The 21933-nt window shown below is 45.7% G+C and carries 17 protein-coding genes and 3 tRNA genes; 19 read left to right on the forward strand and 1 reads right to left on the reverse strand.

Annotated features, from left to right (window positions below; all coding sequences use genetic code 11):
* The first annotated feature begins 264 nt into the window (after positions 1–264).
* Positions 265–1818 (forward strand): WG repeat-containing protein, encoded by a 1554-nt coding sequence (locus KHZ77_RS09330; protein ID WP_295198266.1) that lies wholly within the window; start codon positions 265–267, stop codon positions 1816–1818.
* Positions 1819–1890: 72 nt separating this feature from the next.
* On the opposite strand, the gene putP is transcribed toward KHZ77_RS09330, so the two are convergent.
* Positions 1891–3372, reverse strand: coding sequence for a sodium/proline symporter PutP (gene putP, locus KHZ77_RS09335; RefSeq protein WP_295198269.1), 1482 nt, complete (start codon positions 3370–3372; stop codon positions 1891–1893).
* A 277-nt stretch (positions 3373–3649) separates the two neighbouring features.
* On the opposite strand from putP, the gene recQ reads away from it, so the two are divergent.
* The 18 genes from recQ to KHZ77_RS09425 all read left to right on the forward strand — a co-directional run bounded on the left by recQ (position 3650) and on the right by KHZ77_RS09425 (position 21638).
* Entirely contained in the window at positions 3650–5581 is a 1932-nt protein-coding gene (recQ, locus tag KHZ77_RS09340) for a DNA helicase RecQ (protein ID WP_295198272.1), read from the forward strand.
* A 199-nt stretch (positions 5582–5780) separates the two neighbouring features.
* Positions 5781–6572: a thymidylate synthase gene (locus tag KHZ77_RS09345; protein ID WP_295198274.1), complete on the forward strand. Its 792-nt coding sequence runs from the start codon at positions 5781–5783 to the stop codon at positions 6570–6572.
* Positions 6573–6711: 139 nt separating this feature from the next.
* Positions 6712–7200, forward strand: a complete 489-nt coding sequence (locus KHZ77_RS09350; protein ID WP_295198277.1) for a dihydrofolate reductase — start codon at positions 6712–6714, stop codon at positions 7198–7200.
* A gap of 29 nt (positions 7201–7229) precedes the next feature.
* Complete coding sequence (locus tag KHZ77_RS09355; protein ID WP_295198279.1) at positions 7230–9722, forward strand: Tex family protein; 2493 nt, start codon at positions 7230–7232, stop codon at positions 9720–9722.
* A 176-nt stretch (positions 9723–9898) separates the two neighbouring features.
* Complete coding sequence (locus tag KHZ77_RS09360; protein ID WP_295198281.1) at positions 9899–11476, forward strand: DEAD/DEAH box helicase; 1578 nt, start codon at positions 9899–9901, stop codon at positions 11474–11476.
* Between the two features lie 282 nt (positions 11477–11758).
* Positions 11759–12178: a transcriptional repressor gene (locus KHZ77_RS09365; protein ID WP_295198284.1), complete on the forward strand. Its 420-nt coding sequence runs from the start codon at positions 11759–11761 to the stop codon at positions 12176–12178.
* A gap of 221 nt (positions 12179–12399) precedes the next feature.
* Positions 12400–13236, forward strand: a complete 837-nt coding sequence (locus tag KHZ77_RS09370; RefSeq protein WP_295198286.1) for a deoxyribonuclease IV — start codon at positions 12400–12402, stop codon at positions 13234–13236.
* A gap of 150 nt (positions 13237–13386) precedes the next feature.
* Positions 13387–14571 (forward strand): exonuclease SbcCD subunit D, encoded by a 1185-nt coding sequence (locus KHZ77_RS09375; protein ID WP_295198288.1) that lies wholly within the window; start codon positions 13387–13389, stop codon positions 14569–14571.
* A complete protein-coding gene (locus KHZ77_RS09380; protein WP_295198291.1) occupies positions 14568–16886 on the forward strand; it encodes an SMC family ATPase in 2319 nt (772 codons plus the stop codon). Before KHZ77_RS09375 ends, KHZ77_RS09380 begins: the two co-directional genes overlap by 4 nt.
* Before the next feature lie 24 nt (positions 16887–16910).
* Complete coding sequence (locus tag KHZ77_RS09385) at positions 16911–17672, forward strand: SbcC/MukB-like Walker B domain-containing protein (protein WP_295198294.1); 762 nt, start codon at positions 16911–16913, stop codon at positions 17670–17672.
* Between the two features lie 244 nt (positions 17673–17916).
* Complete coding sequence (locus KHZ77_RS09390) at positions 17917–18288, forward strand: VOC family protein (protein WP_295198296.1); 372 nt, start codon at positions 17917–17919, stop codon at positions 18286–18288.
* 61 nt (positions 18289–18349) lie between these two features.
* Positions 18350–19051: a tRNA threonylcarbamoyladenosine dehydratase gene (locus tag KHZ77_RS09395; protein WP_295198298.1), complete on the forward strand. Its 702-nt coding sequence runs from the start codon at positions 18350–18352 to the stop codon at positions 19049–19051.
* On the forward strand, positions 19052–19483 hold the full coding sequence (locus tag KHZ77_RS09400) for a peptidylprolyl isomerase (RefSeq protein WP_295198301.1): 432 nt from the start codon (positions 19052–19054) through the stop codon (positions 19481–19483).
* Between the two features lie 302 nt (positions 19484–19785).
* Positions 19786–20202: a hypothetical protein gene (locus KHZ77_RS09405; RefSeq protein ID WP_295198303.1), complete on the forward strand. Its 417-nt coding sequence runs from the start codon at positions 19786–19788 to the stop codon at positions 20200–20202.
* 167 nt (positions 20203–20369) lie between these two features.
* On the forward strand, positions 20370–21209 hold the full coding sequence (gene speE, locus KHZ77_RS09410) for a polyamine aminopropyltransferase (protein ID WP_295198305.1): 840 nt from the start codon (positions 20370–20372) through the stop codon (positions 21207–21209).
* Between the two features lie 197 nt (positions 21210–21406).
* Positions 21407–21482, forward strand: a tRNA-His gene (locus KHZ77_RS09415).
* Position 21483: 1 nt separating this feature from the next.
* Positions 21484–21558, forward strand: a tRNA-Gln gene (locus KHZ77_RS09420).
* A gap of 4 nt (positions 21559–21562) precedes the next feature.
* Positions 21563–21638: transfer RNA gene (locus KHZ77_RS09425), tRNA-Lys, on the forward strand.
* Positions 21639–21933: the final 295 nt, after the last annotated feature.

The following is a 21933-nucleotide window of genomic DNA, read 5'->3' on the forward strand; positions in this document are numbered from 1 at the left end:
ATAAGCAAGAACCACAAGTTCCCCTAGAGGACTTGTGGTTTTTTGTTTTTAATATATTTGTTATTTTACAATTCAATGCATATAATAGACATAAGAACAGGTTCACTCAATAAATCAAAGGGGATTTTTTGAGATTATGAACATTTGCCCTATTTTGACAGACGGCATAAGTGTTGATTTGACGCTGTCGCTGTTGTTTTATTTGTGTGTATGGCATAGTAAGTAGTATGTCATTGTATATGGTAAGAAGTGAGGAGGCCATATATGAAATTAAGAAAAACGCAAAAAGCGCTGCTACTGGCAGCAATCTGCACATGCAGCTTGGGGTGGAGCGAGAGCAGTGCAACCATTTCGGAGACCATAGCACCATTGGAGACTACCTACGTGTTGCAGGATGAAGTTAATTATGTAAATGAAACACCGCTAAATACAGTGGATAGCTTTAAGGTGGCCGGGCTGGAAACGGGGATTCACGGCAATTCGGCGGAAGACTATAAAACAATTGAAACCGCATTGGCTGTGGTAGAAACAAAAGACGGGTATGGCCTTATTGATGCACAGGGGCATGAAATAGTAAAACCGGCTTACAAATATGTGGAAGCCGCCAATAAAGGTCGTACGTTAGTATTTTCAAATCCAAAGAATAAAAAGAAACAGTCCGATGCTGCTGCAGATGGGGAAAAGCCTTATGTAGGTGTGCGTGTTGTGGCACCTGAACGGTCGGAAAAAACCTATCCGTCAGATTTATATTTCCCTTACAAGGATACAACCACTAAACGATATGGCTTTAAAAACGTACAGGATGAAGTGGTAATTGCACCTAAGTATAAAGATGTATATGCGGATTTCAGTGAAGATCGAGCCTTTGTAAAGAATGAGAAGGGCAAGCTGGTTGGCATTGACGGCACAGGGCAGGAATTGTTCCAGGTAACGGCAGACATTGTTTATCCGTACAATAACGGCCTTGCAGAAATTCAGCGCCACACATCGGGTTTCAATTTACTGGGCGCTATCGGCAATGTGGCCTTAGGCTTTGGATTAGGCGGCAACAGTGGTGATACGTTCATCGGCTTCGGCCATTTCTACGACGATGATTACTTCGACAATCATTATTTAAGTGGCGTTATGATCACTAAAGATAAGACAAAACGAGGCTACATCGATCGGGATGGACGTATTGTTGTAGACAGCAAAAATGACTACGTATATCCTATGATGAACTTCGGCACAATTATTGAAGATAACAACCAGCTGGCGGTGGTGAATCGCAACGGCCAATTCCTGATTCCGTTCGGCGATTATGAATTGGAAAGTCTCAGTTTGCCGGATTCTTATATTGCGTTAAAAAATAAGAATACAGAAAAACGGGGCGTCATGAACTATATGACTAATACGGAAGTGTTACCGTTCCTGTATAGTGCCGTTGACTTTATGAACGACAGTTACGTGGTAGCCACGGCGGACGATGGCAAGCATGTGTACCGCATGGAACCGAGCCGTCAGGAAATGTTCAAACTGTCTAAAGACGCCAAGTACACCTTCTTCGGCTCTGAAGGTGTAGCCTGGGTAACGGGCGACTCCCTGTTGGGTGACGGATTTACAGGATACAAAATCATAGACAAAACAGGCCAAGTACTATATGAAGCTAAAGATATTAAGATCCAGGACGTATCTAACTTTAAGTCCTATTATACGGCTGTGCGCGTAGATAATAAATGGGGCGTTATGGATACGCATGGACATTGGGTAGTAGAGCCAACCTATAAAAATCTTCGTTTCATCGTACCGACCGGTAATACGACAGTTACCGTTCGCTAATAAAAAAGAGTTCTCACTCAGATTGCCGGCCCATACGGGGGACAATACTGAGGAGAACTCTTTTTGTTCGTATTATAGAATGTGCATCTGCTGAGCCGCATCGAATTCATCGGTGATTTCTTTAGATGGCGGAGCATCGAGAAGGCTCACTACGATGATGGAGATGAAGGAGAACAGGAAGCCCGGAACGATTTCATAGAGACCGAACCATGCAAACTGTTTCCAAATCAATACGGTAAGACCACCTACCACTACGCCGGCAACACAACCTCGCAAGGTCATGCGACGCCAGAACAGGGAGAGGAGAATGGCCGGGCCAAAGGCGGCACCGAAGCCGGCCCACGCGTAAGCAACCATTGTAAGAATGTAGCTACTTGGATCCATGGCAAGCCAAAGTGCTAATGCGGATACAGCCAATACGGTAATACGGCTGATCATAACTAATTCGTAGTCGTTAGTTTCGTGTTTAACAAGATTTTTGTATAAATCCTGTGCCACGGAAGACGCTGTTACGAGGAGTTGACCGGATGCGGTACTCATGATGGCGGCTAATACGGCGGACCAGATAAGACCGGCTACGAATGGAGGGAACAGCTCTTCGTTCATTACGAGGAATACGCGTTCTACATCGGAATCAACTAATGGGGTAGATAAGTATACTTTGCCGATAAGACCTACAAATACGGCGGCGGTGAGGGCGAAGATTACCCAGATAACCGCAATGTTTGTAGCCTTTTTCAATTCTTTCGCACTGGAGATGGCCATGAAGCGAACGAGAATGTGAGGCTGACCGAAGTAGCCGAGGCCCCAGGCAAGGGATGAAATAATGCCGATTGTTAATGTGAATGTATCGGTTTCAGGCCCCCAAATGGAAAGGCCTTGTGGGAATTCCGTCGCAATCAGATTGGCTGTGCTGGCAGGACCGCCCAACGCAAAGGCTGCTGTAATTGGAACGACTAGAATGGCGAAGAACATCATCGTACCTTGGATTAGGTCTGTCCAGCTTACTGCGAGGAAGCCGCCCAGGAAGGTGTAGAAGATAACAACGCCGGCCGTGATGAACAAGGATGTTACATAGTCGATACCGAAGATCGTATTGAATAATTTACCGCCCGCTACGAAGCCTGATGATGTATAAATAAGGAAGAAGATTACGATAAACAGGGCTGAAACGATTGGTAAAATCTTGGTTGTATCGCGGAAACGATTTTTTAAATAGTCCGGAATGGTAAGACTGTTGTTGGCCACTTCTGTGTGATTGCGAAGTCGCTTAGATACGAATACCCAGTTGAGCCAAGTGCCACCGGCCAGACCAATGGCTAGCCAAATCGCGGAAATGCCTGTACTGTACGCAAAGCCCGGCAAGCCCATGAGCATCCAGCCGCTCATGTCTGACGCTTCCGCACTCATTGATGTGAGCCACGGGCCCAGTTGGCGACCACCTAGAATATAATCGCTAAGGTTTTTGGATTTTCGATAGTAATAAATTCCAATATACATCATGAGCCCCAAATAAATGGCAAAGGCTATGATGACGGAAATTTGTGAGTACATAGGCAGTACTCCTCCCTTCATAATTTGCTAATATTATTGTATTATATCATATTTTCGGGGTGCTCACTATATAAAATAGAAAATTCTATAGAAAAAAGTGATAAGAAAATTAAGTAATATTCAATGGATGTATTTACTTCGGTAGTAACTTGCATTGGGACTTTTTTACATGAGGAATAAGGAGGAACCACCTTCCCAATAAAATTTTACTTACCTCATGGATAAATGGTAAAATAAAAAGACGGTTTGTAGTAACGTTTTGAAAGGATGTGATGGTATGGCGCATGAAGCGGCTGAAAAAGTATTGCAGCATTATTTCGGCTATTCCTCGTTCAGACCGGCACAGGAAGTGCCTGTAGCATCCTTATTGGCAGGGCAGGATATTCTGGCCATTATGCCGACCGGCGCGGGTAAGTCTATTTGCTTCCAAGTGCCGGCCTTATTGCGTAAAGGACTAACCATCGTATTTTCACCGCTCATTTCGCTCATGCAGGACCAGGTTCAAGGCCTGCGCTTGCAGCGGATTGCGGCGGCTTATATAAACAGCACCTTGGAGCAGGACCAGGTGGCGGCCGTCATGCGGCAGCTGCGGGCCGGGCAGATAAAGCTTCTTTATTTGGCGCCGGAGCGACTGGGGTCGGACTATTTTAAAAACTTCCTGCAACAATTGCCGATTGATCAGGTCATTATCGACGAAGCGCACTGCGTTTCCCAGTGGGGCCATGATTTCAGACCATCTTACCAGCTCATTGCTCCTTTTATTCAAAGCTTGTCTCGGCGTCCGGTTATCGGCGCCTTTACGGCCAGCGCGACACAGGAAGTAGAGCGCGATATGAAGCGGCTTTTAGGCTTGGAGAACGCCAAGGTTCATATTACGGGCTTTGACCGGCCAAATCTATCGTTCTCCGTGGTTCAGCCTGCACGGAAGTTGGAGTACATACTTCAATTTGTGGAGGCCCATAAGGATGAGAACGGCATCGTCTATTGCTCTACACGCAAGGATGTGGAGCAGATTTACGGCGAGTTGGTAAAACGAGGCTACGAAGCCGGTTATTATCATGCGGGCCTGTCCGATGAAGTGCGTAAGATACAGCAGGAGCGCTATGCGTACGATCAGGTTAAAATTATGGTGGCCACCAGTGCATTTGGCATGGGAATCGACAAGAGTAATGTGCGCTATGTGCTTCATTACCAGATGCCGCGCAACATGGAAAGTTATTACCAGGAAGCGGGGCGCGCCGGCCGTGACGGAGGTCCGGCGGTGTGCGTGCTGCTCTACAGCGGGCGCGATGTGATGATTCACAAGTATTTGATCAACGAATCGGTGCATGAACCGGAACGGCGCCGCATTGAAATGACGAAATTGCAGCAGATGATAAACTATTGCTTTACGGGCGAATGTTTACGAAGATATATGTTGAACTATTTCGGCGAGCCGGTGAAATGGACACATTGCAATAACTGCAGTTCCTGTAAACACCGGGCAAAGCCGCGCAATTTGACGAAAGAGGCGTCCTATATTTTCCGCGCCATTCTGGCTACGGAAGAGCGATATGGGGCGGCCATGATTGCAGATATTGTGCTGGGCAATCGGACGGACCGCGTAGTCCGTTACGGTTGGGACCGACTGACCGTATTCGGTGCCTTGCGCGACATGGACGAGAAAGAAGTGAAAGGACTGATTCGTCAGTTTGTATCGCTGGGATATCTTCACTGTGCGACAGGGAAGTATCCGATTTTAAGTTTGGAACCGGCGGCTGAATCTGTACTGGATGGCGAAAGTGAAGTGCATGAAGTGGTGCGCCGCGTTGTGGATGTGCGGGAAGAACCGCATCGCGGTCATGGTACAAACGGTCATGGCGCGAAAGGCCGGGGCGGTGCAGGCTCTGCCGGAAAGAGTCATGGCGGTTACAGCAACCAAGGCTATGCCGGACAAGGATTCGCCTATGGCAATCAGGGGAGTCGCGGCACAGCAGGTCCGCGCAAGAAGAGTCTCTTCGACGTGCTCCGTGAGCATCGCAAGAAGCTTAGCGAAGCTAAAAAAGTGCCACCGTACCTCATTTTCCCGGATACGGTTCTCATTGACATGGCGTCCACAAAGCCGCAAACCTTGGCGGACCTTCACAACATTAAAGGTGTGGGCGCGGCGAAATTACAAGAGTTCGGCCTGTCCTTCTTGGCGGTCATTAACAAGTATAATGATAAGTAAGATGCAAAGTAAGCTAAAAAGTCAGATAATAAATAAGATAGCGAGTTAGATAATAATAAAATAGCGATTTAGATAACGACTAAGATAACCAATAAGATAGAAGAATGTATATAGTTTTTTCTAGCTTGGGAATAGATTCTGGATTTTGGATGGATTCCAAATTTGGAACAGATTATAGATTTGAGCGGAGGAGGCCCTTATGAGTTCTGCAGATACACAATATTTAGGAATAATTGAGCGCATTTTAAAAGACGGCTATTACGCCAACAATCGCACGGGGATTCCTACGTATAAATTGGCCCATCAGGTAATGCAATTTGATGTGGCGGAAGAATTTCCCATTTTAACAACAAAATTTGTGGCCTTTAAAACGGCGTTAAAAGAATTATTATGGATCTGGCAAAAACAGAGCAATGATGTGAAAGAGTTGCAGGCCATGGGCGTTCATGTGTGGGATGAATGGATGCGCGAAGACGGCACTATCGGCAAAGCCTATGGTTACCAACTGGCCAAATACAAACAGGTGGACAACTTGCTTCGCATGATTAAAGAAGATCCGCAGAGCCGCCGCATGATTGTGACCCTGTGGAATATTGAAGATTTACCGGATATGGCGTTACAGCCATGTGCGTATGAAACATTGTGGGATGTGGAAGGTGACCGCTTGAACTGCATGCTCATTCAGCGCAGCGGCGATATGGGCCTTGGCGTGCCGTTCAACATGACGCAGTATGCCACACTTCTTTGCCTCATCGCGCAGGTAAGCGGGCTTAAACCGGGGCGCTTTACCCATGTCATCAACAATGCACACATTTACGAAAATCATTTGGAAGCATTGAAAACACAGCTGGCCCGTCGTGACCAGGCATTGGCGGCACCTAAGATTTGGGTAAATCCGGACTTGAAGGATTTCTACGCAATCACACCTGACGATGTAAAATTGGAAGGATACGAACATCTGGGTAAATTGCCGATGGATGTAGCAGTATAAGAAGCAGTGAGTTATGTTATCATTACGCTATTATATAGTGAATTACGTAGTATTATATACCGATAAATTCAGTAGTATCATATACTGATAAATTCAGATAAATTGGGAATAGGGATTAAACAGGTTATGGAGGTTTACCATGTTAGCGATGATTGTGGCTAAGGCCGCCAATAATGTGATTGGCAAAGACAACCAATTGATTTGGTACATTTCGAAGGATTTGCAGCATTTTAAATTACTCACGTCCGGTCATGTTATTATCATGGGGCGGAAAACATTGGAATCATTGCCAAAGTTGTTGCCGAATCGTGAACATTGGGTAGTAACCCGTCAGGCCGACTACGTACCGCCTTATGAAGGGGTGCGCGTTTTCCACAGCCCGGAAGAAGCGGCTGAAGCGGCCAATGCTGTGAAAGACATAACCTTCTGCATCGGCGGTGCCGAAATGTATAAGGCTTTCATGCCGTATGCAGACCGTCTCTATGTGACTGAAATTTTTCAGGACTTCGAAGGCGATGCAGTTTTCCCTGAAATAGATCGTGATGTATTTATGGAGTCCGCACGACAGACGGGCAACGATGAAACGGACGAGTTGAAATTTGATTTTGTAATATATAGCCGCGTTTAAGCGCCTATAGCTAAAGGAGTTAGTAGTACATGTTAGAAAAAATGGCTCACCACATTGCCGGTGAACTGGGTGTAAAAGATTGGCAGGTAAAAGTAGCAGTAGAGCTGATGGATGAAGGTAATACGGTACCTTTTATCGCCCGTTACCGCAAGGAAAAAACCGGTGAATTGAAGGACGAACAATTACGCGAAATTGAAGAACGCATTAAATATCTGCGCAATTTGGAAAGTCGCCGCGAAGAAATCGTGCGCTCCATTACGGAACAGGAAAAGATGACGCCTGAATTGGCAGCCCAGTTGGAAGGGGCTATGAAGCTTCAGGAACTGGAAGATTTGTATTTGCCATATCGCCCGAAAAAGCGTACCCGTGCGTCCATTGCTCGCGAAGCGGGCTTGGAACCGCTTGCGGACTTGATTTGCCAGACCGGCAAAGAGCGTACGGAAAGTGCGGAAGAATTAGCCGCTCCGTTTGTAAATGAAACGGTGGAAACGACGGAAGCCGCCTTACAAGGGGCTATGGATATTTTGGCGGAAGATATCAGTGATCGTGCTGACTTGCGCGCTTATTTGCGTGAAGCAATCTGGAATAAGGACACCATTGCGGCCGCTTTGACCGGTGATGATGAAGAAGTGAAAAAGGGCTTCCTTCAGTACGCTGAATACGAAGAACAGATTCACCAGATGCCATCCCACCGTATCTTGGCTATTAATCGCGGCGAGAAATTGGGCGCCCTTAAAGTAACGTTAAAAGCAAATGACGAAGCATACATTGCGTATATTATCGGCAAGTTGCCAAATGACGGAGCGCCTGCTATGGCTCCGTACAAAGAAGCGGCTGCCGCCGATGCATACAAACGCCTGATTTTACCTGCATTGGAACGTGAAATCAGAAAGACGTTGACGGAAAATGCGGATGAGCAGGCTATTAAAGTATTCGGTACGAACTTGCGCAACTTGCTGCTGCAGCCACCATTGGCAGGCCATGTAATTATGGGCTTGGATCCGGGCTATCGCATGGGCTGTAAAATGGCGATTATCGATGCGCAGGGGAATGTACTCGACCAGGGCATTTACCATTTAACATCCGGCGAACGGGGCAAAGAAGCGGCCAAAGCGGATATGCCGAAACGCATTCGCAAGTGGAAGGTTACGCTCATCTCCATCGGTAACGGTACAGCATCGTATGAAACAGAACAATTCGTGTCCAATCTGATTGAAGAAGAAGGCTTGGACTGCCACTATATTATTACGAACGAAGCGGGCGCGTCCGTTTACTCCGCGTCGAAATTGGCGATTGAAGAATTGCCTGACCTGGACGTATCTATCCGCGGTGCTGTTTCGATTGCGCGCCGTGTGCAGGATCCGTTGGCGGAAGCCGTTAAAATTGATCCTAAGTCGATTGGTGTCGGTCAATACCAGCACGACGTAAACCAGAAACAGTTGACAGCAACACTTGATCAAGTGGTAGAAACCGTAGTTAACCATGTAGGTGTTGAACTTAACACCGCATCGCCGGCCATTTTACAACATGTGGCAGGTATTAGCGGTACTGTGGCGGGCAACATCGTGGAATACCGCAAAGAAGTAGGTACTTTCACATCCCGTAAGGAACTTCTTAAAGTTAAACGCTTAGGACCGGCCGCATTTACTCAATGCGCGGGCTTCCTTCGCATTAAGGACAGTGTGAATCCGTTGGATAATACACCGGTGCATCCGGAATCGTACGGCATTGCAGAAGCCATCATTAATCACTTGGGCTTCCAATTGGCACAGCTCACTGATAAAACGGCCCATCAGGCACTACTTGGCAAATTGGCGGACGTTGATGCGGAACAACTGGCTGCACAGCTCGATGCCGGTGTGCCTACAGTGCGCGACATTTTAGAGGCCTTGGCAAAACCGGGTCGCGACCCTCGCGAAGATTTGCCGGCCCCAATGACTCGCAAGCACATCATGAGCTTGGAAGACGTGAAAGTAGGGACCGTAGTTAAAGGTACTGTTCACAACGTAGTCGACTTCGGCGCTTTCGTCGACTTCGGCCTCAAAGTAAACGGTCTCTTGCACCGCAGTGAATTCTGCCGACGCAATCAGCACCCGTCCGACGTATTGGCCGTAGGTGATATTATTGAAGCGGAAATTATTTCCGTAGAACCGGAACGCAATCGTATCGGTCTGTCTATGAAGAGCTTGCGCGACAAAGAAAAAGGGCAAAACGGTTCTCGTGAAGAGGGCAATGATTCGAATGAAGCGGGCCGCAATAATCGTCGCCGCAATACGGGCAATGGTGAAGGGGCTCAAGGCAATGACGGCGAAGGCCGTCGCAATAACCGCCGCAGCGGCGAGCGCAATGAACAGCGACGCAATGGCGGTAACGGCGATCAACAAGGTCAGAATAGAAACCGCGATAATCGTGATAATCGTAACAACCGAAATAACCGCAACAATCGCGGCAATAACAAACGCCGGGAAGCGGAACCATTTGTTAATAACAATATAACCATTACGTACAGCAAGAAGAAATAAATTCTGCTCGTAAAGGTTGAAAGACATAATAGCCAAACCAGAAATTATCTATTCCGGTTTGGCTATTGGTGTTTACTTGTGATATAATGAATAATACGTCAATTTAGATTTATAGAATATATTTACATATTACCTTTAGAAAAAAGGCTTTATTATAAGGAGGACTCATATAGTTCATGCTTGAAAAATTTGAAGAATTACAGATTAGTGAACCCATATTGCGTGCGTTAAATGATATGGGGTTTGAAGAACCTACGCCAATTCAACAGGAAGCAATCCCTGTAGCTATGAGCGGTCTCGATATGATCGGACAGGCTCAGACAGGTACCGGTAAAACGGCGGCCTTCGGTATTCCCGCTTTAGAACAAGTGGACGAACAGTTACGGGCTGTACAGGTATTGATTTTATCGCCAACTCGCGAACTGGCCATCCAAGTAGCGGAAGAGCTGAACAAGATGGCACAGCATACGCAGATCCAGGCGTTACCTATTTATGGCGGACAGGATATTCAACGTCAATTCCGTAGTCTTCGCAAGAATCCTCAGATTATCGTAGCAACTCCGGGCCGTTTGATGGACCATATGGAACGCGGCTCTGTAAGCTTTGACAAAGTACGCGTTGTAGTACTCGACGAAGCGGACGAAATGCTCAACATGGGATTCGTAGATGATATTAATAAGATTTTAAGTGCTGTACCTGAAGCGCGTCAGACATTGCTATTCTCTGCGACTATGCCGCCGGCAATTCAGGCTTTAGCTGAAAATTACTTAAAAGAACCACGCCTTATCCGCATGAAACCGACACAGGTAACAATGGACCTGATCGAACAGTACTACATTGAAGTACAGGATCGTCAGAAGTTCGACTTGCTCTGTCGCTTACTCGACATGCAGGCTCCTGAGCTGGCTATCGTGTTCGGCCGTACAAAACGTCGTGTTGACGAAGTGACCGAAGGTCTTAAAAAACGCGGCTACATGGCGGAAGGTATTCACGGCGACTTGTCTCAGCAGAAACGCGACAGCGTTATCCGTCAGTTCCGTGAAGGCACAATCGATATTCTCGTAGCTACCGACGTGGCTGCCCGCGGTCTCGACATTAGCGGTGTAACTCACGTTTACAACTACGACTTACCGCAAGACCCTGAAAGCTATGTACACCGTGTAGGTCGTACCGGTCGTGCCGGTAAAGCCGGTATGGCAAATACATTCGTTATCCCTCGTGAAATGGAACATTTACATGCCATTGAACGTTTGACGAAACGTAAGATTGCCCGCCGTCGTGCTCCATCCTTGGGCGAAGTTCTTGAAGGTCAGCAGAAATTAGCTGTTCAGAGCCTCATTCACATGGTGGATGACACTGAAAACTTGAAAGAATATCGCGCCAGTGCGGAAGAATTGTTGAATGATCTTGACTCTGTATCCTTGGTGGCTGCAGCCATTAAGTTGCTCACGAAAGAGCCTGATACAACACCGGTTAAGATTACAGAAGAAGCACCGCTTCGCGTTCGTAAGAAACGTACTTTCGGTAAAGATTCCCGCCGTCGTGACGGTCAGCGCAACAGCCGCTACTCCAACCGTCGCAGCGACAACCGCGGTGAAGGCCGTAAAGGTGATTCTTATGAAGGCCGCAAGTTCCGTGGTGATTCTCACGGCAACCGCAATCGCAAAGGCAACGGCTATAACCGTCGCAATGAAGAAGGTAATAAAAACCGCAACTCCCAGAGCGGCGCGTTCAAACCTTATTTCAAAGACTAAGTTTTTAACGGAAAATCAGTTAGCTCTATTATATAACAAGGCTAACTGATTGCCTGTTTTTATACAACTAAATACTAATTTTAAACGACCATATGTAACTCTATCTCCATGATGTCCGTACTATTTACGTATGTCTACTTAGGCGGTATCTTGCAAAAATAGACTAACTTTGCTATAATTATTTAACAATAATTATTATTGTTTACTAATTAATGTTGTTATAAATTAGTGGTACTAAGTAGTGCGTATTTTATTTTAATCCGAGTGGAGAGGTTGATTCATATGGATATTGCACAAAAATTACGTTCTGAGGGCTTTAAAGTAACTCCTCAACGAATTGCAATCTACCAAGTGCTTTATGGGCAAAATGAGCATCCAACTGCGGAAATGATTTACCAAAGTTTGCGCAACGAGCATCCAACAATGAGTTTGGCTACCGTATACAAGACGATGGAAATTTTTGAAAAAATCGGCCTTGTAAAAGTACTAGACATTGGCGACGAATGCAGTCGTTACGATTGGGATACTCATAACCACCCACATTTGCGTTGTACCGTTTGCAACCGCGTTGACGACTTAGACGGCATGGAAATGGAAGACATGTTCCATGAAGTGGAAATGCTAAGTCAATATAAAGTAACAGGACAACAAATTACATTTGAAGGTGTGTGTCCGGATTGTCAGCGTAAAGACGCGCATTAATTTGATGCATGCATTTTACGTGTCATAATAGACACATGGACATATATGTTTAAAGTAGTACATTAAAAGAGCCGCAAGGCTCTTTTTTGTTATATACTAATGAGTGTGAGTCATTTTTGAAGTGTGACTCCTTTGAAATACGGATGAATCAGCTTAATCAGTTTGGGCTGTTTTTATACATAACGTGATTTTAGAAGAATGTTTTTATATAAGGAGACAATATGCTAACTATCGGTTGTCATTTATCTATCAGTAAAGGGTATTTACATATGGGCGAAGAAGCGCTCAGTTTAGGGGCTAATACGTTCCAATACTTTACGCGCAATCCGCGCGGCGGCAAGGCCCGCACATTTGACGAAGCGGACATGAAAGCTTTACAGGATTTTGCGAAGGAACATAATTTTGGCAAAATTCTAGGTCATGCACCGTATACGATGAATACTTGCGCAGCCGATCCGGGCTTGCGCGGGTTTGCGAAAAATATGATGCGCGAAGATTTGGAGCGCCTCGAATATTTGCCGGGCAATTTATATAATTTCCATCCGGGCAGCCATGTAAAGCAGGGCGTGGATCAGGGCATTGAATACATCGTAGAAGCATTGAATGAAACGCTGTTTGAAGGCATGCAGACGAAGGTTCTTCTAGAAATCATGGCCGGCAAGGGCACCGAAGTGGGCCGCACCTTTGAAGAAATCGCCCGCATTCTGGACGGCGTTAAGTTGAAAGAATATATGGGCGTGTGCCTTGATACCTGTCATATCCATGAAGGCGGTTACGATGTTATTGACGGCCTGGACAGTGTAGTGGACGAATTTGACCGCGTTATCGGCTTAGACTATTTGCAGGCGATTCATTTGAATGACTCGAAGAATCCGCGCGGCGCTCACAAAGACCGTCACGAAAAAATCGGCGAAGGCCATATCGGCTTGGATGCCATAACACGCATTATTAATCATCCGGCGCTTAGAACATTGCCGTTCTATTTGGAAACACCGAATGAACTGGACGGCTATGCGAAGGAAATCGCATTGTTGCGCAGCGTGTATAAAGAGGCGTAAGCCGGTTAGAGTATAGATAGAACTTTGGCTTTAGGAATCAGGGCTTAGAGTTTAGATCTTAGATTTTAAGGCTTAGAACTTAGTCTTAGAGCTTGGGATTTAGGGTTTAGGACTTAGCGTTTAGTATTATGAGGTAAGTAAGGAGTCATTATGAGAATACTACACACTGCGGATTGGCATTTGGGGCGTATTTTTTATGCGCGCCATCTGACGGAGGATCAGGCCTACGTATTGGAGCATCAATTTTTAAAATTGCTGACGGAAGCGAAGATTGATGTAGTAGTTATTGCCGGTGATATTTTTGACAGAGCGGTACCGCCTGTAGAAGCGGTGGAACTGTGGGATACAGTGCTAACGAAAGTCGCCAAAGAGTTAAAAATACCGGTCCTCGTTATCGGCGGTAACCACGACAGCGCGGAACGCCTGGAAGTGGGCAAAGAACTGTTCGCCCCTATGGGCTTTCATGTGTGGGGACGCATGGACCGGGCGCTAACGCCATTGGAACTGGCCGATGAACATGGTTCGGTTTGGTTCTGCCCATTTCCATTTACAGAACCTCGCTCGGTTCGCAATACCTTGGAAAGCGTGCAGGCCAATTTAGGCAAAACGCTGATTGAAGAGACCGTTGCTACCGATTATGGCTACACCTATTTGGCCTGGTCTCAATATATACAGAGTCTTATTCCGGAAGGGCAACGCAGTGTGGCCATGGCTCATGCTATGGTGGCAGGCAGTGAAACGTCGCCGTCGGAGCGGCCTCTGGTTATCGGCGGTTCCGCCAATGTGGGGATGGATGTATTTTCTCCGTTTAACTATACCGCTTTAGGACATATCCATCGTCCGCAGCAAATGGGACGACCTGAAACACGTTACAGCGGTTCCCTTTTAAAATATTCCTTTGATGAAGCAAATTATAATAAAAGTTTCACCATCATTGATATGGATGGAGACGGAAACTGCCAAATTGAAACCGTGCCGATTACGCCACCTCATGATGTGGTTGTGCTGGACGGTGAATTTAATGACCTTATTACTAATGTGGATTTACAGACAAAACACAAGGAGGACTACGTTTTGTTCCGACTTCTGGACAAATCTCCTGTGATTGACGGCATGCCTCGTTTGCGTGCCGCTTATCCTATGGCCATGAGTCTTGAATTGGCTGGTCGCATGGAACAGTCCGCTGATGCGGTGCAGGACGTATCCTATAAAAATTTGTCGGAATCGGAACTGTTTGAACAATTTACGGCCGCCGTTCGTGATGAACCTTTGACGGAGGAAGAGAAGACCTATATAAACCGTCTGTGGAATCGCATTTTGAAGGAGGAGCAATGAAACCTATTTCACTTACCATCAGTGCATTTGGTCCCTTTTGCAAGACCATGACCTTAGACTTTGATGACTTGAAAAATCATAAGCTCTTTTTAATTGCAGGACCTACGGGCGCCGGTAAAACGACAATCTTGGATGCCATGGTTTTTGCCCTATTCGGAGAAACCAGTGGCGGTCTTCGCAGCGGTCAGACCATGCGCAGTGATTATGCAGACGATGAGACACCTACGAAAGTGGAGTTTATTTTCTCTATTGGAACACAACAATACCGCATTGAACGGCAACCGAAACAAGAGCTGAAAAAACGGCGCGGCACAGGGACCCGTATGTATGAAGCGACTGCCATTTTATGGTCCTGGCAGGATGGGGCATGGCAGGAATACAGTAGCCGCAGCACGGATATAGCCAATAAGATCCAGGAAATTCTAGGCTTTCGTCTTAATCAGTTTTTGCAGGTTGTACTGCTTCCACAAGGTGAGTTCCGTAAATTACTCGTTGCCAATACGTCAGATCGTGAGGCACTCATGCACAGTCTTTTTAAGACAGATGTGTTCAAGCGTTTACAGGATATGCTAAAAGACGAATATGACGAAGTGGTGGCATCGGCTAAAACAGTGATTGATCGGCAGCAATATTTGCTGCAGTCTGAAAATGTAGATACTTATGCGGCACTTAAGGATTCACTGACTGTAAAACAGCAAGGATTGAGCGATAGTGAGACAAAGTTCGCAGCGTTTAAGAAGGATTTTGATGCGGTAACTAAGATTTACGACAATAATGTGAAGCGTGCCCAATTGGAACAGGAATTGGAACGATTCCGACAACGAGAAGAGACATTACTTGGCAAGCGAGCCGAGATGAATGCGGTGGATGTCATTGTAAAACAGTTGGCCGCCTATAAACCTATTGCAATGCATAAACAACGAATTGATGAATTGAATACGGAGCAGCAAGCGTTGAATGACAGTTTGTTTAATTTGGCGGAGTCACTGAAAGAGATTGTAAAAGAGAAGGCGCAGCTCACTGCAGAATATGAGAAGTTGCAAAGTTTGGAAGATACACGTAAAGCCTATGAGAGCATTTTGCAAGAAGCTTTGAAGACGAAACAGAAGCTTGCGGAAGCCGATTTGCTGGATAAGAAAATTGCTACCGACTCGGCGAAGCTTGCCTTGGAAGAGGAAAACATAAAGGGGCTGAACGAGGAGTTGGAACAACGTCGCGCCTTAATGATGGACCTGGAACAGAAGCAAAATGAACTTCGTGCAGCTGTAGACGGCGAAGGGATGCTGCTGAACGAGCAGACCCTTTGGAATGACGGTTTGCGTCATGTAAATTCAGTGCAGCAGGCTGGAGCGCAATTGCAACAGGCGGAACAGTCGTTGCAGCGGGCAACGTTGGCCTTGGTGGAACGGCAGACGGAAGAGCTTCAGGCGCAGGCGGAGTTGAAGTTGGCCAAAGCGCAAGCTGTCCAGCAACAGGCCGCTCATTTGGCGGATGAATTGGAAGACGGCGTGGCCTGTCCTGTGTGCGGCTCCTTGGAGCATCCTCATAAGGCCACATACATTGACGACTTCAATGCAGATGTGTTGGCGAAAAAAGAAAAGGCCCATGAAGGGGCCGTACGCCGTGTGTCTGCTGCGGAAGCGGACGTAGACAGCGCGACAAAACTGCAAGCAGAAAAGGCAAAGAATGTACAAGAGGCCGTTCAAGTCTATACAGATTGGCTGGAGCAACAAATAGCTAAAGTAAAAGGCCTTTTAGATTCCTATAAAGGTGTTACAGACTGGGGCCGATTGAATCTGGAATTTACGGAGCATTCTGAAAATTTGAAACCTTTGTTGAACCAGATTGGAACGAAGCGCGGACAATTACAGCGTATAGAAAAGCAGCTGAAGGACGGCGCTGATTCGTTAAAAAAATTGGATGATGCAGTCGCAGAGGCACAGCGCGCCTACGGTGATGCGGAAAAGCAACTGGCTGTGAAGCAGGCGGAACTGGATGTACTTCGCCGCGAATTGCCTACCGGTGATTTAGATGCTTGGCAGGCGGATTTGGATGAAAAAGAAACATGGGTAACTAATCATATTGAGGCCGTAAAGGCGAACGAACAGGCCCGATTGGCTAACAATCGTCGTGAAACGTCCTGTGGCACGGATGAACAGAATAAGAAACAGCGTCTGTCAGTGGTGCAGGATGAGTTGCAGAAGACGAAAGAACTTTATGAGAGAGCCCTTGCGAAGGCGGATCTCAGTGAAGCGCGCATGAGTGAACTGAACAGCTATATAGATAAAAAAGAGACCTTGGAAGAACAATTATAATCTTACAATGACGCTTGTTTGGCTGTGAAAACACAGATACAGAATCATGAGAGTTCCTTAGGGGCATTGCCGGCGGCAGATGCGTCTGTGACGGCGGAGCAAAAGCAAGCCATGGGGACTCAATATGAAGACGGCATAAAAGATCTGGCTGTACAACGGGAGCGCATTGAAAAACTGGAAAAAACCATTAAGGAATATGAAGATCTGGTAGCGAATAATTTGGAAATCACCAAGAAGAGTGACTTTTTATTCCGCTTATCCGATATGGCAAACGGCGGTCAGACCGGCTTGCGCGGTGTAACCTTTGAACTCTATGTGCTGGGCGCTATTTTAGAGGAAGTAGTGAATGCGGCAAACTTGCGACTTCGTCAAATGAGTCGCAGTCGTTATGAACTGCAGCGTACACCGGTAGAAGGTTTGGGGCGCGGCCATCGAGGCCTGGACCTGTCCGTACTGGACAATTACACAGGGGTGGCACGTCCGGCCAATACCTTATCGGGGGGCGAAACCTTTTTGGCTTCCTTGTCACTGGCCATGGGGCTTGCCGATGTAATCCAGGCCTATGCAGGTGGCATTCACTTGGATACCATTTTCATCGACGAAGGCTTTGGTACCTTGGATCCTGACTCTTTGGATATTGCCATGGAGAGTCTTGTAGAGCTTCAGGCCAGCGGCCGTCTGGTGGGTATCATCTCTCATGTGCCGGAGCTGCGGTCCCGCATACCGGCGCATCTGGAAGTGCAACCTGTTGAACAGGGCAGTGTGGCCAAATTTGTAGTGCCTTAAAACGACAAATTAACTCGTAAGAGCGAGTGCTGATTTTAAAGGATGCAAAACTGTTTTTTAAAAGAAGCAATCTTTTCAAGATAGTAAGGTCATAACATAGCAATATATCGAGAAATATGATACTATATAATGGCAATCAATATAATAGGAGTTGATTGTTGTTAGTATTAAAGCATTACGGGAAACGTAAGCTTCCCGGTTTTAAATTAATTATGTATAACTACGTTTGAAAGGAGCCTATGTCATGAAATTTGTAATGGTGCACAACAACTTCAACGTTCGCGATTTAGACAAAAGTATTGCTTTCTATGAAGAAGCATTGGGCTTGAAACCGGGCCGTCGCATTGAGCCGGAAGACGGTTCATTTAAAATTGTTTACTTAGAAGGCCCAGGGACATCTCATCAGTTGGAATTGACCTGGTTACGCGACTGGGACCGTCCTTATAACTTGGGCGATAATGAATTCCACTTGGCATTCACTGTGGATGACTATGAAGGTGCCTATAAAAAGCACAAAGAAATGGGCTGTATTGTATATGAAAACCCTAACATGGGTATTTATTTTATCGCCGATCCTGATGGATATTGGTTGGAAGTAATTCCTGCTAACCGCTAATTCGTCGATTAGGCAATAACGGCTTAGAGGAAATTGAGTAATTAGATTTTGGAGTTTGAGCATGGAACATATGTTAACCCGCCTTGAATGGCTGGTGGGGAAAGAAAAAATTGCTGAATTGGGCACCAAGTCGGTGGCTTTGTTCGGCTGTGGCGGTGTAGGCGGTTTTGCTATGGAAGCGTTAGTGCGAAGCGGCATCGGCCGTATAGTGCTAATCGATGGGGATAAAGTTACAGTAAGTAACTTGAACCGTCAGCTGATTGCGACGCAGGCGACAATCGGTCGTCGCAAAGTGGAAGTGGCAAAAGAACGTGCGCTGTCCATTCGCCCGGATATGCAGATTGATACATACGATATTGTATATACAAAGGAAGCGTACCCTACGTTTTTGGAAGATATAAAAGTAGACTTTGTCATCGATGCGATTGACATGGTAACTGCTAAACTGGCTATCATTGAAGAATGTCAAAAATTAGGGATTCCTTGTATTTCGTCCATGGGGACGGGCAATAAGATGCATCCTGAAATGCTCACGCTGGCCGATATCAGTAAAACACATACTTGTCCATTGGCTAAAGTAATGCGCCGTGAATTGCGCAAACGCGGTATCAAACGTCAACCGGTTGTGTTCTCTTCGGAAAAACCGATGACACCGACCCGAGATGATGATTCCCGTAGTCCCGGATCTTGTGGCTTTGTGCCATCCGTGTCCGGTCTTATGATGGCAAGTTATGTAATTCGAAACTTTTTGGAGGTAGAATAGATGAAACAAGCAATTATCCATATGGAAAAAGGCGATATTAAAATTGAATTATTCGAAAAAGAAGCTCCCGGTACAGTAGCTAACTTTGAAAAATTGATTAAAGAAGGTTTCTATGACGGATTAACCTTCCACCGTGTAATTCCGGGCTTTGTTGCGCAAGGCGGTTGCCCTGTAGGTAACGGCACAGGCGGCCCTGGCTACACAATTAAAGACGAATTAATCGGCAACCCACACAAACATGAACGCGGTGCTTTATCTATGGCACATCGCGGACCTAACACAGGCGGCAGCCAATTCTTTATCGTTTACGAACCACAGCCACATTTGGATGGCGTTCACACTGTATTCGGTAAAGTTGTGGAAGGCATGGATGTAGTAGACCGCATTAACCAAGGCGATCGCATGCTTTCTGTTGAAGTAGTGGAAGCATAAGCGAAGACCTTTTTCAATGGCTTGAAGCATAACAATTGTTTACAGCGATTTGTTATAACAGTTTAAAATAAGAAGGTTGACTCTAGATGGAAAGTTTAAGTATAAAACATCCTGAGTGGCTGCAAGTTAGAAAAGACGGACGTTATTCCTATGGGTATAATCAGGAATGGTATCACGACGACTGGTAGCGATTAGCCGGCTGTGGCCCTACCACGGCTACGCAGGTAATCAGCTACGTACAGTTCCGTGATAACATCCTTGACCCTGCGGAAAGTCAGGACGGCGAAGCAGCTTTGAAACGGATGGAAGATGTATTTAAGTTTGTAAAACCACGCTTCGGCGGCGGTTTGTACAAAACGCAATGGCTGGAAGAAGGCCTGCAGGAATACATTGACGATAAAGGATTACCATATACGGTAAAAATGATGGGCATCTATCCTTTTGCAGCCTGTCGTGCGCCTTTATCACAGGTCGCTAATTTTATTAAACAGGGGCTCGCCAGCGACTCTCCTGTGGCATTTTTGAATCGTCACAGAGGTAATGAAAAAGAGCTCTCCACATGGCACTGGGTACCTATCGTTAAGCTTATTGACGATGGCGACGATGTACGCTGTGTAGTGTATGATGAAGAAATCTCCCGTGAATTCTCCTTGGCTAAATGGTTGAAGGATACAATTCTGGGTGGCGGCTTCGCATACGTTCAGAAAAAAGAAGATTAATTTAGTAAAGCAAGGCGATGCATTGTCTCTTGATTAAGGTATGTATTGTGCCTGATTGGAACAATGCATTCTTGCTTTATAAGACGTTGGATTAGATAGTTGTAATATGCAAGACAGACCTTAGGACGGACTGCCTGATGTAATTACATTTCATAGGAGGACACAGTATGTCACAATGGATTGTGGAACATCAATCAGAACATTTAACATTAAGTGCGGAAGTAGATAAAGTATACTATAAGGGCGCTTCGGAATTTCAAACAATCGAAGTGGCTCATAGTTTAGAATATGGCAATATGTTGGTACTGGACGGCGTATTCCAAACGTCGGAACGGGAAGAATTTATATATCATGAAATGATTTCCCATGTGCCTTTATTTTTACATCCAAATCCTAAGCATGTATTGATTATCGGCGGCGGTGACGGCGGTGTAGCCAGAGAATGCGTACGCCATGACTGTGTTGAAACAGTAACCATGGTTGAAATCGACGGTAAAGTAGTAGAATTGGCTAAACAGTATTTGCCAACTATTGCAAAAGCCATGATTGAAGAAAATCCGAAGTTGACTGTTAAAATTGGCGATGGTATCGGATATATGGCGGAAGCGGAAAATAAATATGATGTTATCATTGTAGACTGCTCCGATCCTATCGGTCCCGGCGAAGGTTTATTTACAGAAGAATTCTATGCAAATACATTGAAGGCGTTGAAACCGGACGGCTTATTCGTGCAGCAGACAGAATCTCCTATGATGCACCAGCCGCTGGTAACTAAAGTATTCGGCTTTGTGCAGAAACACTTTAAATATGCCAACTTATATACAGCATATATTCCAATTTATCCTACAGGGATGCATTGTTTCACTATCGGTTCCAAACAGTATGATCCTATGGCTTGGACACCTAACCGTGAAAAGACATTTACTACTAAATACTACAATAACGAAATACAGAAGGCGGCATTTGCATTGCCTAACTTTGTAAAAGAATATTTGGGTATTAAATAGTAAACGCAATGTATCGCTTTAGGGCGATATAAGGCGCTTTGACAACCGCATAAAGCCTTATAAGGGCAGAATGATGCGGATTGTGTGCGTTTGAAAAAATACAATAAAGATTATGTAAAAAGTTGTTGACAGTCTCCCCTGAGCGATGATATACTATACTTCGTTACGGGGGACTGTTACCTCGTAAGACCACTGTGGTGGGTATGGTGAAGCGGTTAACACGGCGGATTGTGGCTCCGTTACGCGTGGGTTCGATCCCCACTACTCACCCCATAGGGGCGTCGCCAAGTGGTAAGGCAATGGACTTTGACTCCATTATGCGCTGGTTCGATCCCAGCCGCCCCTGCCAGTATGACTCACTAGCTCAGTTGGCAGAGCACCTGACTTTTAATCAGGGTGTCCCGCGTTCGAGTCGCGGGTGAGTCACCACTAAAAAATGCTGACCATGTGTCAGCATTTTTCTTTCGTTTTTTAGCTCCTTATGAGCTTTGTATATACTACATTATAAAATGATGTTTCGAAGAAAACTTCGAAAAAAAGTTTTAAAAAGTAGTTGACACAAAACGAAAAACTTTGTTATAATAACAAAGTCGTCAGTAAGACGCGCAAGCGTAAAACTGAAGTACAGATCTTTGAAAACTGAACAATGTAAGGTAATCATTTCTAACGAAATGAACATATGCCAGAGTGCGGGTTTCACTAAGTTGAAACCAACCAAATAAAT

Origin of the sequence: Veillonella sp., from assembly GCF_018364065.1 — a bacterium.
Lineage (GTDB): Bacteria > Bacillota > Negativicutes > Veillonellales > Veillonellaceae > Veillonella_A.